Genomic DNA, 15,717 nt, shown 5'->3' on the forward strand with positions numbered 1-15,717 from the left:
ATGTACTGGCACTGGTGTTGAGGCAAGTTCAGGAAGGTCGGGTAGCTCCCGGCCTTTTGCTTTTTTAAGCCATCTCCTTTTCGCTACCAAGATCAATACTTTATGTTAGCATTCCTGCTGATACTGATTGCCTTGGCTGAGGGGCACTATCGGCAATGATTGCACTCAATATCCTGTTGCTTATGATCGAGGCGCTTGTCTATTTCGCCGTGATGACAGCTCTGCTGCATTGGCGAAAACGCTACGGCCTCGGGGTTTTCCTGTGCGCCCTCGGTGTGATGCACTTCCTTGAGACCTATCTGGCCGCTTTTTTCTACATTCAGTTGCCGTTTGGCATCATCTCCCCCGGCTCTACTGTCCTGTTCAGTGGCAAGCTGATGATGATCCTTCTCCTTTACATCAAGGAGGATGCGCTCACGGTCCGCCAGCCTATCTATGGCCTTCTTATCGGCAATTTTCTGCTGATCGGGCTCCTTTTCATCGCGCGCAATCACGAAACGGTTCAGCTGGTGACCAGCCGTCAGCCTGATCTCGATTTTGTCGATGAAATGGGCATGCTGATGGTTCTGGGCACCGCTCTCCTCTTTATTGACTCCATCGCCATTATCCTGTTTTACGAAAAGCTTGGCCGCTTCTTTGCGCGACATCAGGCATTACGTATTTTCATCGTTTCGGCTGTCATCCTGAGCTTCGACCAGATCGGCTTCTTCGTGGCACTGCACTATGTCGCCGGTACGCCAGTATCCGCACTATGGGGCGGCTGGGTGGCAAAGCTTGGTGCGGCGCTGGTCTATAGCCTGATGGTGACGGCCTATCTGCGCTGGTTCAAGGATGAGCCGCAAAATGAACGGCGAGCGAGCCTGCGCGGTGTATTCGAAACCCTGACTTACCGGGAAAAATACGAACGGCTTCTGGAAGAAACCGGGCGTGACAGCCTGACCGGCGCGCGCGACCGGCGCAGCCTGACGAGTGAAGGTCCACGCCTTTTTGCCGAAGCGCGTAAAGAAGGGTCGACATTCAGCCTGATCGCCATTGATCTCGACGATTTCAAAAGCATCAATGATACCTATGGCCACCAGACCGGCGACATGGTGTTGCAGCAAACGGCGCGCAAAATGCTGGCCAATACCCGCAAGACCGATCATTTCTATCGCTATGGCGGTGAGGAATTCATCGGAATCTGTCAGGGACTTTCAAGTCAGGGATCATCCGCCCTCGCCGAGCGGCTACGCACGGCAGTCGAGGCGTCACCTTATCAGAACGTGAAAAACGTCACGATCAGCATCGGCGTGGCTAATTTTCCGGGAGATGGCGAGAATTTCGATCAGCTCTTTGCCAAGGCTGATGAGCGGCTCTACCGCGCCAAGCGCACGGGCAAGAACAAGGTCATAACGCTTTAGTAGGTTACCGTGACAATGATTGTGTCATTGTAACTACCCGGCGCCGGTGTTGTCTGCGGTGGAACGCGCCCATAGACAATGATGGGTTGTGATGTGCCAGTGCCAGTGCCCGCAACAGTATTTGTTCCTATCGTATTTCCCCAAGGCAACGTGCGGTTCGTGTCCCGGTAGAGGCCATAGGTGACGACACCGCCAGTCCCGGTCATTTTACGCGCCGTCGGGCTTGTTCCGGTCCCACCGAGACTGAGCGAAACCGTATATGGCACGGTCGGTGTGCAGGTTACGTTCACCTGACCGGTCTGATCAATATTGGCATTGAGCAGCCCCCTGTTGCCGAAATCAATATTCTGCGCCGTGACAAGGCAATCATTGGCGAGCGTGATCTGTGCGGTGAACGCGGGCGGCGAACCCGTCAACCCCGAGGCGGCCGTACAGCCTGCACCATCATCATAACGGAAATGAAAAGTGGCATTGGCCCCCGTAAACGTCGAGATATAGGTCCCGGCAGGCGCGGCTTGCTGGCTGGCAAGAATTTGGCCGTAAAGAGTGATCGTGGTCGAGCCACTACCGAGCAACGGACCCAAGATTGTCGTAAATTCCACCAGAAATCCGGGGGCGCGACCGGCGTAAGGCCATGTTGCCGAACCCCACACGATGGAGCGCGCGGCATCCTGAAACAGCTGATAATTCAGCACATTGGCACCACTCAACATCTTGCGCGCGCTGGCGGTTGCTCCGCCGCTGCCTTCGTTCAAATCAGGGCAAACCAGCACTTTGCGGCCAAGACCGAGCAAACCGGAGCAATCCGCTTTCACCGTCGTCATGCTGTTGATGACATTGCCCGGAATCGTACTCCCGGAGAACACGATACCGGGAACTGTAAAGGTGCAGGATTGCGCCCAGACAACAGCGGGCAGCAGCAGGACGCCGACGAAAAAGACAAACCGGAACAGCCAGTTCCTCATGAGCACACCACATTGCTGATTTTGACCTGCGTGCCCGGCTGGGCGCGATAGGTGAACTGCGCTTTGCAACTGCTGCCATCCAGACGCTCGATGATAATTATATTCTGGGCACGCAGCTTCTCGATGAAGGCTTCACCGTCATAGCCGACGACAAATTCGTCCGTTGAACCGTCAATATGTCCGCGCAAACCAGCCTCCAGCGGTTTGCCGGCCCCATCCACCAGGCTGACAATGGCCGAGGCAGACGTCTGGCTCACATGGAAATCGACGACGACGCCGCTGCGGTCCGCCGGCACAACGATATTGCGTGTTGATCCTATGCTTGCGTCAACGGGAAGATTCTTTGGATCGATGGCCACTGTGTTTGGCTCATATGAATTCAGGTCAGGCACAAGTATTTTGCCGCTGCGGTTGGTTCTGCCAACCGGGCGATTTTCCGAGAGAACCTCAACATCAGGCGCGCCGACATCCACGACCGCAAAGGCATCATTGATGCGGTTTGTGGCAAATACACCACCGGCGGCCACCGCAAGCGCGCCATCAATCTGCGCGCTCGCGCGGGTATTCCCGTCAAACTGCTCGACATCACCCTGTACGCGCGCATAGCGCCCGCGATAACTCGCCGAGGCCAGCCGGTCTGGATTGTCACCTTCACGGGTGCGTAGACGCCAGCCATAACTGCCCTCTTCCAGACGCTCGGACTTGGCGATATCGACGACGCCGGAGGCACCGCTTGCCGTCTGTTCGTAGCCGGTTGTAACAGTGATGTTGTTGTCAAACGGAATGGTGAGGCCAGCAAAAACACCAAAGCTGTCGCTATTTTCGAGATCGGTGAAAGCAGTTGCATAGAACGAACTGTTCTTGAACACCGTCTGACTGAAGGAAGCACCGATGATACGGTTCTTCTCTCCGTTTGCCGCTTCAATCTGCGTGAAAGACAAATTGAGATTGGAGCGTTCAAATGGCCCCGGCGCGGACACGGTCACCTGTGCCAACGAGCGCGGCACGCGTGGACTGAAGATGGCAACCCCCGCTGGATCAAAGACCGAAAGCCGGCTTGTATCGGCGGAAACCGACGCAACGTCATCATAATTGCCGAATGCCTGCTGCATGCGGGCAAAGACGGTATAATTGCGATAGCTGAGCTCCACCGAACCATTGACGAGAAAACCTGTATCGCCGTCATGACTGCTTCCCGCCACCGCCAGAGAACTGACACCATAGCCGCCAATCGGAAACGCAACACCGACACCGCCATTGAGCAGATCAACGCCGCCCTCAAAGTGTCCTTCCAATGTCAGCAAATCGCTGACGCCATAGCGGACAGTGGCGATCCCCATCGCGTCACCGGCATAATCGCTCGATTCAGTACCGAAATCACGCCGGGGAAAACCAACCTCACCGGAGAAGTCCAGAAGACCTTTGCGCAGCAAAAGACTGGACGAGTAGAAAGGCAGCATGGTTTTGGTTTCGCGGCCAAGCGTATCACGCAGCACCACTTGCGCCTGCCCAGATCCGGTGAACACAGGGAAATTAGTCACCTGAAAAGGGCCGGATGGTACCGTGCCGCTATAGGTCTTGACGTTCTGCGTATAGACTTCAAGCGTCGACGGTACGGCGGCAGAGCCAGAGATAACGGGTATCGGAATGGTGACCAGATCAGAGCGCAGGTGAAAATTGCGCTGGACCTGCAGGCCGCCAAGATAAACGGGGCGGGTCCACTGCAAACCACCGGAAATGAAATCACCAGCCCGATAGGTAATCAGCCTCTCCGTGTCCGAATAGGTATACGTTGTATTGAGGCGCTTGAACCCCTGCAAATCCGTATCGCTGGCGCTTGATGTGAAAGACTGAGTGAGCGTGCCGAAGGGACTGAAGAACCGGGCATCAAAACCGCCGGATATTCCCTGAAACGGCTTGGCATTGCCCGAGAACAGGTTGTCACTGCTGGCAAAGAGCGAGTAATTCAGTACCGCACCGTAACTTGATTGCGGTTTTGGATGGTCGTCATCCGGCTTTGGATTGATATCGATCTGTTTGGCTGCCCGTGCATCGTCATTGGTGGTCACGTAAAGGCGCTGGTTTTCCATATCCACGCGGTATTGGACGTCAGGCAGGCGATCAACCCGGATCGAGCCATCCTTGTCCCGGGCGCTTGACACCGGCTTCAGTCCAACTTCCTTCAATTCCTCAGCACGTGCTGACAGCCCGCCATCCGCCAGCTGCCGAAAAGCGCCTGCCAATCCGGTCGGTTCATCATTGATGAAGACCTCTAAATAGAGGTCCTGTGCGATGCCGGGCTGCGGCACGGTCTGCTCCGCTTCTACAGCATTGGTATCTTGAGCCCGTCCAGAGGTAAGAATGCACGGGCTTATGCAGAGTGCCACAACAAGACTAGCGGCCGCTGACCGCAACGCTGACATCAAGCGGTCCAGAATCGCTCTGCGCCTTCAGGGCAATGGAACCGGCAGACACCGCTTTACCGCCACCCACTGGCCATTGCATCGAAGCGCCACCAAGGACGTAGCCGACCAACCCCTTTCGTGTACCGATTTCACGCCCGCCCTGCATCAACTGCACATCGGAAAGGCGCAGCCGTGAGTCGCCATCGTTGCGCGCAGCAAGCACAAGCCCGCCGCCAGAGCGTTTGATCGTCCAGGCTACCTTCGGTGCCGACGCATCAGCGTCCTTGAAGAACACCGGAATGGAATAACGCATGACCAGCGTGACGGTGCCGCCCTTGCGACGCGACGGATCAGGCAATTCGTCAACGATCACCCGGTAGCTTTCCTCACCCGCCACCGGCTTTTTGCTAACCCTGATCACCCGTACCAGATAATCCTTATTGCCAGTCAGAACGGTTGATGGAGGACTTGCCACCACATCACTTGTTGGTTCGAGTTGCTCGACACCATTGACCTGAGTCCAGCGGAAAACGCGCACCTGCACGTTAATTGGTCGCTTCGCCTGATTTGTCAGCGTCAGTACAGCAGCGCTTCCCGGTGCAGTCAGATCAAGGCTGGTGGGTGCTACACGCAGTGAAGCCGCATTGGCTGTGCTGCAAAACAGCATAAAGAGCCCCATCGCTCCGATGCGTTTAAGCATGGATCGCATCTCGTTCTCCTTTTTGTCTAAAACTTTAGTAGGTAACGGTCACCGTTATCGTATCGTTATAGGTGCCGATTGCCGGAGTGGTCTGAGCCGGAACAAGCCCATAAACCGTGAGTGGTTGTGCAGCACCATTGCCTGTACCGCCCACCGTGTCGGTACCCACCGTATTTCCCCAGACAGTTGCATGGGTTACTTCCGTATACAGCGAGTAATTAATGGTTGCAGAAGCCGGGCCAGTCATTTTGCGAACCGCTACCGTTGCACCCGCTCCGGTTCCGGCATTCAATCCAACATTGTAAGGCGTTGCATTGGTGCACTGGACCGACAGTGCGCTTGTGGACGGAACATCCGCTGCAATAACGCCAGTATTAGGAAAGGTCATGTCAGTCGCACTGACCAGAATACAGGACGACTGGATGGTGATGTGAACACCAAAGCTACCGGTCGCCGTGGCGGCAAGCGCCGGACTGGAAAAGCCAAAGATAGCTGCCAATCCCACTGCGGCGAATCTACGTGTTGAATATCCGAAACTCATTCATCCTCCTCAAGGTATACGTGCCAGCGGCAACTACCTCTGATTCATTACAAATGACCCAGTAGTTATTCTGTATACAATACTTATGCCTTATATCTTTAAAATAACTTATCGAACAGTCAAAAATCTTATGTAATTGAAACGATGTCGTGTCGCTATGTGTTTGTTTGTACAAATAACGTCACCTACGCACTCGTTATCATCATAAATATTGATATTCTAAAATTTTACGCACTCTTTGAATTATTTGGATATTTTCGTATATCTTGATTTATTCTACTATCAAAAAAATTCTATTGTTCTTTAAGTTGATCAAATGTTCGCATAATCATTCGTCAAAGCAACGGCAATATCATCAACGTTTTATAATTCACTATTGTATATCGGCAACTAATCCACGTGTTTATTCGCACATGGCGTAAAATCGAATCAAAAGTATTATTGAATTTACTTTTGTTGCTCTTGGAAGAACCATAAAGATGACAGCCTTCCCCTCGCGAGCCGTGGCCATCCGCCTGTCCTCTTATTGTCATCTTGTCATCGGAACAGAGCGTTGTTTCGCCAGCTAATCCAAGTGTCACGCAGCAACCCGATGAATTGCTCTTGAACATTTGCTTTTTGACGGCGAAGATTGCTTCATAAGCATGGAAGATAACGCACATGGCACAGCAACGAAAAACCAACACATCCGACGCTCTGGGGCAGCTTAAATGGCTTACGCCCGAGAATGTTGGCGCTGCGCTGAAAGGCCTGCCACTAAAGGTTCAGGCGGCACTGCGCGCTGCAGCCCACTTGCCACGCGGAACGCTGACGATCACCACGCCGGACCAGCGGATATTCAAGGTGGGGGGTAAGGCTTCGGGCCCGGATGCAGCATTGGTGCTGCACAACTGGAACCTGCCGCGCCGTGCATTTTCATCCGGCACCATTGGCGTTGCAGAATCCTATATGGATGGTGACTGGGAAAGCCCTGACGTAACAACCTTTCTGGAACTCTTTGTGGTGAACAACCAGATCGGCGAAAGCATCGCGGGCGGAACAAACTGGTTCGTCAACACCGTGCAGCGATTGCGTCACTGGCTGAACGAAAACACCCGCAGCCGTTCGCGCAAGAATATCTCGGCGCACTATGATCTGGGCAATGCGTTCTACCGCGAGTGGCTCGATCCAACCATGACCTATTCCTCGGCGCTTTTTGCGGAGGGCGCCAATGACCTTGAAACAGCGCAGACAACAAAATACCGCGCCCTCGCCCGCAATATCGGTATCACCAGAGATAGTAAGGTGCTCGAAATTGGCTGCGGCTGGGGTGGTTTTGCCGAATTTGTTGCGCGTGAAATCGGTGCCCGCGTCACCGGGCTGACCATCAGCCGCGAACAGTTCGATTTTGCCACGGAAAGAATGCGCAAGGCTGGCCTGTCGGACAAGGTCGAAATCAAGTTTCAGGACTATCGCGACGAAACAGGCAAGTATGACCATATTGCCTCCATCGAAATGTTCGAGGCCGTTGGCGAAAAATACTGGCCGGTGTTTTTTGGCAAGGTAAAGGAATGCCTTGCTCCCGGCGGAAGCGCCGGCATGCAGATCATCACCATCAACGAGAACTCGTTTGAGCGTTACCGTAAGCGCCCGGATTTCATCCAGCGTTATGTATTTCCGGGCGGCATGCTGCCAACTCCGGAAAAGTTGAAAAGTCTTGGCAGAGATTTTGGCCTTGATCTCTATCGTGAAAGCATTTTTCCGCAGGACTACGCCCGTACCCTTGCCGAATGGCGCGAACGTTTCTGGGGCTCGTGGGACAAGCTGAAACATTTGGGCTTTGACAGCAGATTCAAAAAGCTTTGGGAATTTTACCTGTATTATTGCGAAGCCGGGTTCAGGTCGGAATATATCGACGTGCGGCAGGTATTTTACAGATCATGAMCGAAGTCTCGCTTAACACGGTCTTCAAGAGGATATGGGACTTGGCGGAAGCCCTGCACCTGCCGGAACTGAACCAAAGCACGACGCACGGTACGCCATCGCTGAAACTCAAGAGCGCATTCCTCGGACGTCTCAAGGATGCCGATACATTTGCAATCCATTGTCCGCTGGAGGAAAAGCCGCTTCTGATGGAAAGTGCCCCCGATATCTATTTCGAGACGGATCACTTCAAAGGCTGGCCCTATATATTGATCCATCTCGACAGGATCACGGATGCAGAGCTTTCACACCGCATCAAACTTGCATGGCTGGCAAGAGCGCCAGCCAAATTGAAGAAACTCATCGAGCCTAAAGCGTAATGCGATAACGGGCAAAACCGTTTTCGCCGTCTCCCGCTTCCTCGATCTTCAATGTTTTCACATCAGCGATGAAATTCTTGCCCTTTGGGCCGGTATCAAACAGCACGGACGCACCTTTCACCGGCGCGAACTTCCAATTGTCATCCGCCGACGGGTTGATTGTCTTCTGGTCGATAATGTAGCGCACAATGACGTCGCGGTTGGTATCAGGCGCAACGAATATAACCTTGCTCTCGTTAATCCCCGGGAAATTGCCACCGCCTCCTGCCCGGTAATTGTTTGTCACAACAACAAATTTCTGTGCAGGATCAATCGGTTTGCCATTAAAGGTCAAGTTAACAATACGATTGCTGTCGGCGTGAGTGAGTTCCCCCTTCGAACCATATTTCGCTGGCTGCGACAGATCAATTTCATAGGAAACGCCGTCGATCACATCAAAATTATAGGACGGGAAACTGGCATCAATCAGCGGTTGGTCGGCTTTGCCTGCTTCCACAGTCTTGAAAATACCCGCGGACATTTCCAGCCACTCTTTCACATCCGTCCCGGTGATGGCCACAGCCCGCACCGTATTGGGATAGAGGTAGAGATCAGAAACATTCTTGATGGCGATGTCACCTGCCGGAACGTCCGTATAGTAATCAGCACCACCGCGACCACCGGCCTTGAAAGGCGCGGCGGCGGAAAGGACAGGCAAATCTTTCCATTGCGTGTCCTTGAGCATGTCCTTGATGTACCAGGTCTGTGCATTGGACACGATCTGCACCGATGGATCATCGGCAACCAGTGAGAAATAGGAGTAGAGCGGCGCCGACGTCTTGCCTACGGGGCGGCGGACATAGGCGAGCGTCGCCTCGTGATCGGCCTTGGCTGCTTCCAGCACATCGGCACGGCTTTCGACCAGCGGCTTTACTGTCTTTTCGACACGCTCATAGATCGGCCGCGCCTCGGTCGTGAAATCAGCGACTTTCCACTTGTCACCATCACGCTCAAGCAGAAGGTCTATCAGCCCCATATGCGAACCCCAGAAACCCGCCATGACGGCTGGCTTGCCCTGCAAAGTGCCCTTCTTGACGTCGACACCTTCAATACCGGCAAAATCTTTTGGATCAGGGAAAACCAGATGCTGATGCCCCGTGACAACGGCATCAATGCCCTCAACGCCTGCCACATAGAGCGAAGCATTTTCCATGCCGTCGGTCTGCCCAGCCGCAATGCCCGAGTGCGACAGCGCGACAATAATGTCAGCGCCCTCTTGTTTCATTTTCGGCACCCACGCCTTGGCCGCCTCAACGATATCGCGGGTAACAACCTTGCCTTTGAGATTTTGCGCATCCCAAAGCGTGATCTGCGGCGGGACGAAACCGATAAAGCCAACTTTAACAGGTAGTTTCTGTCCGGCACCGTCAGCAATCTCATATTGCTTGATCAGATAGGGCTTCATGTAAAGCGGATCATCGGTTGGTTTTGCCGCCAGTTCGCCCTTGACCAGATTGGCGCAGACATAAGGGTAGCCAGCACCGGCCAGAACCTTGTCCATATAGTCGAGGCCATAATTAAATTCATGATTGCCAAGCGTCCCAACCTCATACCCGATGGTATTCATGGCCTTGATGATCGGATGAACATTGCCATCCTTCATGCCCTTCTCATAGGCGATGTAATCGCCCATGGGATTGCCCTGCAGAAAGTCTCCATTGTCGACGACAACCGAATTGGTTGATTCAGCACGAATCTTGGCAATGATTGATGCCGTGCGCGCAAGCCCCATCGTGTCGTTCGCCTTGTCGGCGTAATAATCATAGGGATAAACGTTCACATGCAGGTCAGTCGTTGCCACAATGCGCAGATGCGCCTGCGAAGCAGCAGCCAGCGCTGAAAATGGATGCAGGATTGCCGCCGCACCGGCTGCGGCCGTGCTTGCAAGAAATGAACGGCGGGTGAGAGCAGATAAGAGTTCTTGCATGACGAGGCTCCTGCTTGAATGGAATGTAAGCGGCTTTGTTAGCCGCCATAGATCACCGAATTATGATGAGTTTGTCACGGCCTATCGCAGTCAGCAATCAGCTACCGGCAATTTCGATGAGCGCGGTTTCAACACCAAGGCCGGTACGATCCGCCACCTCACGCAAAGCGAAGGAGGAGTTGATCTTCGTCACATGCGGCATGGCGGAAAGCCAGAACTTGTGAATGCGCTCGTAATCTTCCAGGTCCTTGGCAGCGATGCGCAGGAGATAATCATATTCCCCGGACATCAGATAGCAGACGAGCACGTTGGGACAACGACGCACCGCAGTCTCGAACTCACGTAATTGTTTGTCCGCCTGCCCCGACAGGGATATATTGACGATTACCGTAACGGGATGGCCGAGCATCTTATTGGAGAGGCGCGCATGATACCCCCTGATAACGCCCGTCTTCTCCAGAATATCCAGTCGGCGTGAACAGGCGGATTGTGAAAGGCCGACCTTTTCCGCCAACGTCGCATTCGACATACGGCCATCTTTTTGCAGGCTATCGAGGATAGCGATATCAATCCTGTCTAGTGTCATTGTTCGATCTTTCTTCGACAAATAGCTATTTCGACGCAAGAATATTCGAAAAAATCCTTTCCGTCGATATTGCTTAGCAAGGACATGCGAAGCGATTCATGGTGTCATACGCACCTCAAACGGGAACTTTGAAGAACACTCAAGAGGAGGCGTAAATGCGTGTAGGCTGCCCGAAAGAAATCAAAAACCATGAATATCGCGTCGGTCTCACTCCGGGGGCCGTACGCGAATATGTTGCACATGGCCACACGGTCATTATCCAGTCCGGAGCTGGAGCTGGAATAGGCGCCGATGACGGAGCCTATCAGGCGGCTGGCGCAAAGATCGTCAAGACTGCCGAAGAAGTCTTTCTGCAATCGGATATGATTGTGAAAGTGAAGGAGCCGCAGCCATCCGAATGGGCGCAACTGCGCGAAGGTCAGCTCCTCTATACCTATCTCCACCTCGCCCCCGACCCGGAACAGACCAAAGGCTTGCTCGCATCAGGGGTAACAGCCATCGCCTATGAAACGGTCACCGATGATCGTGGTGGACTGCCACTGCTTGCCCCAATGTCAGAAGTTGCCGGACGCCTTGCCATTCAGGCCGGTGCAACGGCACTTCAGAAGGCCAATGGCGGGCGCGGCGTATTGCTGGGTGGCGTGCCCGGCGTTCTGCCCGGCAAAGTCACGATCATTGGCGGCGGCGTTGTCGGCATCAATGCGGCACAGATGGCCGCTGGCCTTGGCGCAGATGTGACCATTCTCGATCGTTCGATCCCTCGCCTGCGTCAGCTCGATGATCTGTTCCATGGCCGAATCCACACACGGTACTCGACTATTGAAGCCCTTGATGAGGAAGTATTCTCCGCCGATATCGTCGTGGGTGCCGTACTGATCCCCGGGGCAGCAGCGCCGAAGCTCGTGACCCGCGAAATGCTTTCGGGCATGAAAAAGGGTGCTGTGATTGTTGACGTGGCCATCGATCAGGGGGGGTGCTTTGAAACATCCCACGCCACAACCCATTCCGAGCCGACTTACGAAGTCGACGGTGTGATCCATTATTGCGTTGCCAATATGCCCGGTGCCGTGCCTGTCACCTCTGCCCATGCGCTGAACAATGCCACCTTGCAATATGGCCTGCAGCTGGCAGACCGCGGCGTCAAGGCTCTGGTCGACAACCCGCATTTGCGCAACGGCCTCAATGTTCACAAAGGCCGCATCACCAATCAGGCCGTCGCTGAAGCACTCGGTCTGGAAATGGTGGAAGCCAAGGCAGTTCTCGCCGCCTGACATGCCATTTAATAAAAGAAAAGCCCGGGCCATACCCGGGCTTTTGTTCTATTTCAGATAGCAAAACTAAGTTCATGCAGGTCGATCCTGCACTGGAAACAATTATTCCTGGCCGAACGCATATGCACATAAGCCACCTCGTCACGTCTCAGAAGCTCCGCTGCCCGCGCTGCAATATTGTCGGTCGCAATCACGCCGCCTGTGCCATAGACAATCCGGTCCTGACGGGAATAACCGCGCAGGATGTAGTCACTGTTCTCGCGAAACATCTCGGGCATGTCTGATATTTCATCATAGCGCCCGCATTCTTCCGCATGCAGGAAAATCGGACCAGTTTCCGCATAGGGTTGCGGTGCCGGGAACGGGCGGTGCGAAAGAACAAGATATTTATCACCAGCTTTCACATTCTGCAGGCAGTGACGGCAAGGTACGCCGTCACCATCTGAGATATGTGTTTCCGGCGTCTGGCCGTTGGCGTCGACACCACCGGCCTGATAGTGGCGGGCGAGTGTTGTTGTCATGGCAGTAAACTGGATCGTGCTCATGGGAACCTCCTTCGTTACATCGAAGAAAACACCCAAACACAGGAGCAAACCACCCGATTCCTGCTGATCTCGATAATCACCAGCTACCGTCAGGACCATCGGTGTTCAGCGACAACTGGCGCCAGAACTCAAGCTCGGCCTGCATCGTGGCAAGCTTGGTTGCAGCGTTGTTGACAGCCATGGCACCAGCAGCAAATCGCATTGGCGGCTTAGCTTCTTTGGACAGAAGTACCATGGCATCGGCAAGCTTCTCAGGATCGCCAGGCTGTCTGCCATTGCGGGCTTCAAAACTGGCGCGCATGCTTTCCCGCCTGACGTCATAATCAGCGATCGCATTCTCATCCCCGATGCGTAGCGAATCTCCAGTGAGGAAATCCGTGCGAAAAGGTCCGGGCTCGACAATTGTCACGAAAATCCCGAAGGGTGCGATCTCCAGAGCAAGCGATTCCGAAAAGCCCTCAAGCGCAAATTTGCTTGCACTGTAGAGCGAACCAAATTCGCCGCCGCGAAGCCCGGCAATCGAGGAGATGTTGAAGATGCGGCCTTTGCGGGCAACGCGCATGACCGGCAGTATTGCCCAGGTGACATTGAATACCCCATGCACATTTGTCGCGAACTGTGTGTTGACCGTTTCCGCCGTGTTTTCTTCGAAGAAGCCGAGCTGACCATAACCGGCATTGTTCACCAGCACGTCGATTGTACCAAAACGCGATACTGCCGCCTGCACGGCACTTTGTGCCTGATCTGCATTGGTGACATCCAGTTCAACCGCCAATAATTGCTCACTATCCGGTCCGAGCGCTTCGGTTACAGCGCTTTTCTTGCGACCTGTGGCAACTACGCGATCTCCGGCCCGGATCGCCGCCTTTGCGATCTCAACGCCCAGTCCACGCGAAGCACCTGTAATAAACCATGTTTTCTGCATTTTGGGTCTCCATGAATTGAACCTTATGGAACCATGCCAAACCGGAAAACGGATAGATCAAAGCGCGCGCATTCTTGCACAATCCTATCAACCCTGCGCGTATTGTGCGCTTCGTTCTTGCGCTCTTGCATTCATCTTGATTGAGTAGGCTATGGAACAGCTTGCCGAAATTCGATCCCTCATTGCGCGCCATATCGGAACTGACGGTCAGGCCACACCGCTTCCGGGAGTCAGACTACTGTGTTCAACCGTTCCGACAGAGCCGATCAACGGCTTTTACGAGCCTGCCTTCGGGCTCGTCGCTCAAGGCGCGAAACGGACATTGGTCGGCAACAGGCTGTTTGAATATGGTGTCGGTCAATATCTTATCGTCTCCCTCGACCTCCCGATTGCTGGCCACGTCATTGAGGCAAGCGCCGAGCAGCCCTATCTTGCATTCCGGTTAAGTCTCAACCCGTCGGTGATCGCATCACTTTTATTGGAGGCAACAACTGGCCATCAGAAAAACGGCGAGGCTATCGGGTTAGCAGTCAGTGTCGCTCCAACCGAGTTGCTTGACGCAGTAGCGCGGCTTTTACGATTGCTTGATAGGCCAGATGACCTCGCAGTCCTGTGGCCAATGCTGGAGAGGGAAATACATTGGCGTCTTCTCAATGGTGAACAGGCAAGTTCGGTACGCCAGATCGGCCTCGCGGACAGCCGTCTTTCGCAGATCAACCGCGCCATCCGCTGGATTCGTGCCCATTATGCGGAGATTTTCCGGATTGAAGATTTAGCGGATGTAGCAGGAATGAGCGTCTCCGCCTTTCACCGCCATTTCAAAGCAATCACAGCGATGAGCCCATTGCAGTATCAAAAGCAAATTCGATTGCAGCAGGCGCGCGCATGGCTGATAGCAGAATCCCGTGATGTTGCCTCTGTCGGCTTTGCGGTGGGCTACGACAGTCCATCGCAATTCAGTCGCGAATATCGGCGCCTCTTCGGCGTTCCACCCGGCAAAGATGTTACGCGGATAAGATCAATTCCTATCCCAGAACCGGCACTCGCCTAGTGGTTCGATTCTGCCATGCATGCCCCTTTTTTAGGGGCAACTCAGACACATGCCAGAACCAGAGACGGCGGCGCAGCCACCTCTCATGTCCCCAAAGCTATTTCGTTACAGTAATGTTAAACGAATAATACTCGTAATATTGGTCATAACCCGCAAAATTGCTGGAAAGCGTTACCGTGTCGGTGCCGACAAAGCCCGGTGCAGGCGTATATGTTGCAGCCACAGCGATAATACGCCGGGAATGACATTTATTGGGCGTTGGTCCCGGTCCCTTCGGCATGAGCCCTGAAACATTGCTGAAACGAATAGTTCCATGAGACGGTGCCGATGAAACCTTTACCTTGGGCGCGCGGCTTATCGAGCAGTCAGGGTTCTGGCCAACAACATTCGTTAAACCCACTGATTTTCCAGCTGATGTTTTAACTGATCGAATACTTGAACCCTCTGTGACCTTTCCCGGGACAGTTGGCGTCGAACATCCGGAAACCAATAGACCTGATGATATCAACACCAAACCCGCAAACGCTTTACCAACTTTCATGTTGTCATTCCTCAATGATTGAAGCCCAGTCCGTATTGGCGACGGAGAACGTCGCGATCAATCTAATTCGTAACGTTGATAGTGAAGTTCACATATGAATAGAAATCACTGCCCGCGGTCTTGGACGAGATCGTCACGGAGTCCTTGCCAACAAAACCTGATGTTGACGTGTAGCTCACATAAATCTTGGAAACGTTCTGCGAATTGCATTTGTGCCGGCGTTCACCTTCCCTGAATGAAGGGCGGGAACTGCCACGGGAGAAATCAATCGTTCCGTGCGAGGGTCCAGAAACGGCCTTCAATTCAGGAGGAACACGACTGGAACAATCGTCATTCACTTTGTAAAAGCCTGAAAGTTGGGTTTTCACGCCCGATTTTACCGAAGCGGTCTCAGAGCCAGAGCCAGTTTTTGTCGCAGTCGGATCAGCAGTTTGACATGCGGACATCAATAGGCCCGATGACACCAATACAAGGCCAGTCAATACTGTCGTAAATTTCATATCGTATCCCCCGATAAGTGATATGTCTCGCTAGTACAG

Annotated in this window: 15 protein-coding genes; 5 read left to right on the top strand and 10 right to left on the bottom strand. The window is 53.6% G+C overall.

Annotated elements, in window-relative coordinates; genetic code table 11:
* The first annotated feature begins 155 nt into the window (after positions 1 to 155).
* Positions 156 to 1,400, top strand: a complete 1,245-nt coding sequence (locus AB4Y96_RS08865; protein ID WP_441916724.1) for a diguanylate cyclase — start codon at positions 156 to 158, stop codon at positions 1,398 to 1,400.
* On the opposite strand, the gene AB4Y96_RS08870 is transcribed toward AB4Y96_RS08865, so the two are convergent.
* The 4 genes from AB4Y96_RS08870 to AB4Y96_RS08885 form a co-directional block, all read right to left on the bottom strand.
* Complete coding sequence (locus AB4Y96_RS08870; RefSeq protein WP_441916725.1) at positions 1,397 to 2,365, bottom strand: Csu type fimbrial protein; 969 nt, start codon at positions 2,363 to 2,365, stop codon at positions 1,397 to 1,399. The genes AB4Y96_RS08865 and AB4Y96_RS08870 overlap by 4 nt on opposite strands.
* Positions 2,362 to 4,674 carry a fimbria/pilus outer membrane usher protein gene (locus AB4Y96_RS08875; protein WP_441916726.1) on the bottom strand — a complete coding sequence of 771 codons (2,313 nt, stop codon included), beginning with the start codon at positions 4,672 to 4,674 and terminating at the stop codon, positions 2,362 to 2,364. Before AB4Y96_RS08875 ends, AB4Y96_RS08870 begins: the two co-directional genes overlap by 4 nt.
* 85 nt (positions 4,675 to 4,759) lie before the next feature.
* Complete coding sequence (locus tag AB4Y96_RS08880; protein WP_091877293.1) at positions 4,760 to 5,479, bottom strand: fimbrial biogenesis chaperone; 720 nt, start codon at positions 5,477 to 5,479, stop codon at positions 4,760 to 4,762.
* A 25-nt stretch (positions 5,480 to 5,504) separates the two neighbouring features.
* Positions 5,505 to 6,011 (bottom strand): Csu type fimbrial protein, encoded by a 507-nt coding sequence (locus AB4Y96_RS08885; protein ID WP_091877295.1) that lies wholly within the window; start codon positions 6,009 to 6,011, stop codon positions 5,505 to 5,507.
* A gap of 660 nt (positions 6,012 to 6,671) precedes the next feature.
* On the opposite strand from AB4Y96_RS08885, the gene AB4Y96_RS08890 reads away from it, so the two are divergent.
* Positions 6,672 to 7,934: an SAM-dependent methyltransferase gene (locus AB4Y96_RS08890; protein WP_091877297.1), complete on the top strand. Its 1,263-nt coding sequence runs from the start codon at positions 6,672 to 6,674 to the stop codon at positions 7,932 to 7,934.
* Between the two features lie 41 nt (positions 7,935 to 7,975).
* A complete protein-coding gene (locus AB4Y96_RS08895) occupies positions 7,976 to 8,293 on the top strand; it encodes an MmcQ/YjbR family DNA-binding protein (protein ID WP_441916728.1) in 318 nt (105 codons plus the stop codon).
* Here AB4Y96_RS08895 and AB4Y96_RS08900 read toward each other — a convergent pair.
* The gene (locus AB4Y96_RS08900; RefSeq protein WP_441916729.1) at positions 8,283 to 10,259 is read right to left on the bottom strand and encodes a bifunctional 2',3'-cyclic-nucleotide 2'-phosphodiesterase/3'-nucleotidase; all 1,977 of its coding nucleotides are present in this window, start codon (positions 10,257 to 10,259) and stop codon (positions 8,283 to 8,285) included. The genes AB4Y96_RS08895 and AB4Y96_RS08900 overlap by 11 nt on opposite strands.
* A gap of 97 nt (positions 10,260 to 10,356) precedes the next feature.
* Positions 10,357 to 10,845, bottom strand: a complete 489-nt coding sequence (locus AB4Y96_RS08905; protein ID WP_091877301.1) for an Lrp/AsnC family transcriptional regulator — start codon at positions 10,843 to 10,845, stop codon at positions 10,357 to 10,359.
* A gap of 155 nt (positions 10,846 to 11,000) precedes the next feature.
* Here AB4Y96_RS08905 and ald point away from each other — a divergent pair, with 155 nt between their 5' ends.
* Positions 11,001 to 12,116 (top strand): alanine dehydrogenase, encoded by a 1,116-nt coding sequence (gene ald, locus AB4Y96_RS08910; RefSeq protein ID WP_091877302.1) that lies wholly within the window; start codon positions 11,001 to 11,003, stop codon positions 12,114 to 12,116.
* A gap of 53 nt (positions 12,117 to 12,169) precedes the next feature.
* On the opposite strand, the gene AB4Y96_RS08915 is transcribed toward ald, so the two are convergent.
* Both AB4Y96_RS08915 and AB4Y96_RS08920 read right to left on the bottom strand, forming a co-directional pair.
* Positions 12,170 to 12,661 (bottom strand): DUF1203 domain-containing protein, encoded by a 492-nt coding sequence (locus AB4Y96_RS08915; protein WP_441916732.1) that lies wholly within the window; start codon positions 12,659 to 12,661, stop codon positions 12,170 to 12,172.
* A 76-nt stretch (positions 12,662 to 12,737) separates the two neighbouring features.
* The gene (locus AB4Y96_RS08920) at positions 12,738 to 13,586 is read right to left on the bottom strand and encodes an SDR family NAD(P)-dependent oxidoreductase (protein WP_441916734.1); all 849 of its coding nucleotides are present in this window, start codon (positions 13,584 to 13,586) and stop codon (positions 12,738 to 12,740) included.
* A gap of 151 nt (positions 13,587 to 13,737) precedes the next feature.
* Between AB4Y96_RS08920 and AB4Y96_RS08925 the strand changes: the two genes are divergently transcribed.
* Entirely contained in the window at positions 13,738 to 14,637 is a 900-nt protein-coding gene (locus AB4Y96_RS08925) for an AraC family transcriptional regulator (protein ID WP_441916736.1), read from the top strand.
* Positions 14,638 to 14,734: 97 nt separating this feature from the next.
* On the opposite strand, the gene AB4Y96_RS08930 is transcribed toward AB4Y96_RS08925, so the two are convergent.
* Together AB4Y96_RS08930 and AB4Y96_RS08935 are read right to left on the bottom strand one after the other, a co-directional pair.
* Positions 14,735 to 15,178, bottom strand: coding sequence for a hypothetical protein (locus AB4Y96_RS08930; RefSeq protein ID WP_441916738.1), 444 nt, complete (start codon positions 15,176 to 15,178; stop codon positions 14,735 to 14,737).
* Between the two features lie 62 nt (positions 15,179 to 15,240).
* Positions 15,241 to 15,678 (bottom strand): hypothetical protein, encoded by a 438-nt coding sequence (locus tag AB4Y96_RS08935; RefSeq protein WP_091877307.1) that lies wholly within the window; start codon positions 15,676 to 15,678, stop codon positions 15,241 to 15,243.
* Positions 15,679 to 15,717 lie beyond the last annotated feature (39 nt).

Source organism: Phyllobacterium sp. TAF24 (genome assembly GCF_052113785.1).
Classification (GTDB): domain Bacteria; phylum Pseudomonadota; class Alphaproteobacteria; order Rhizobiales; family Rhizobiaceae; genus Phyllobacterium.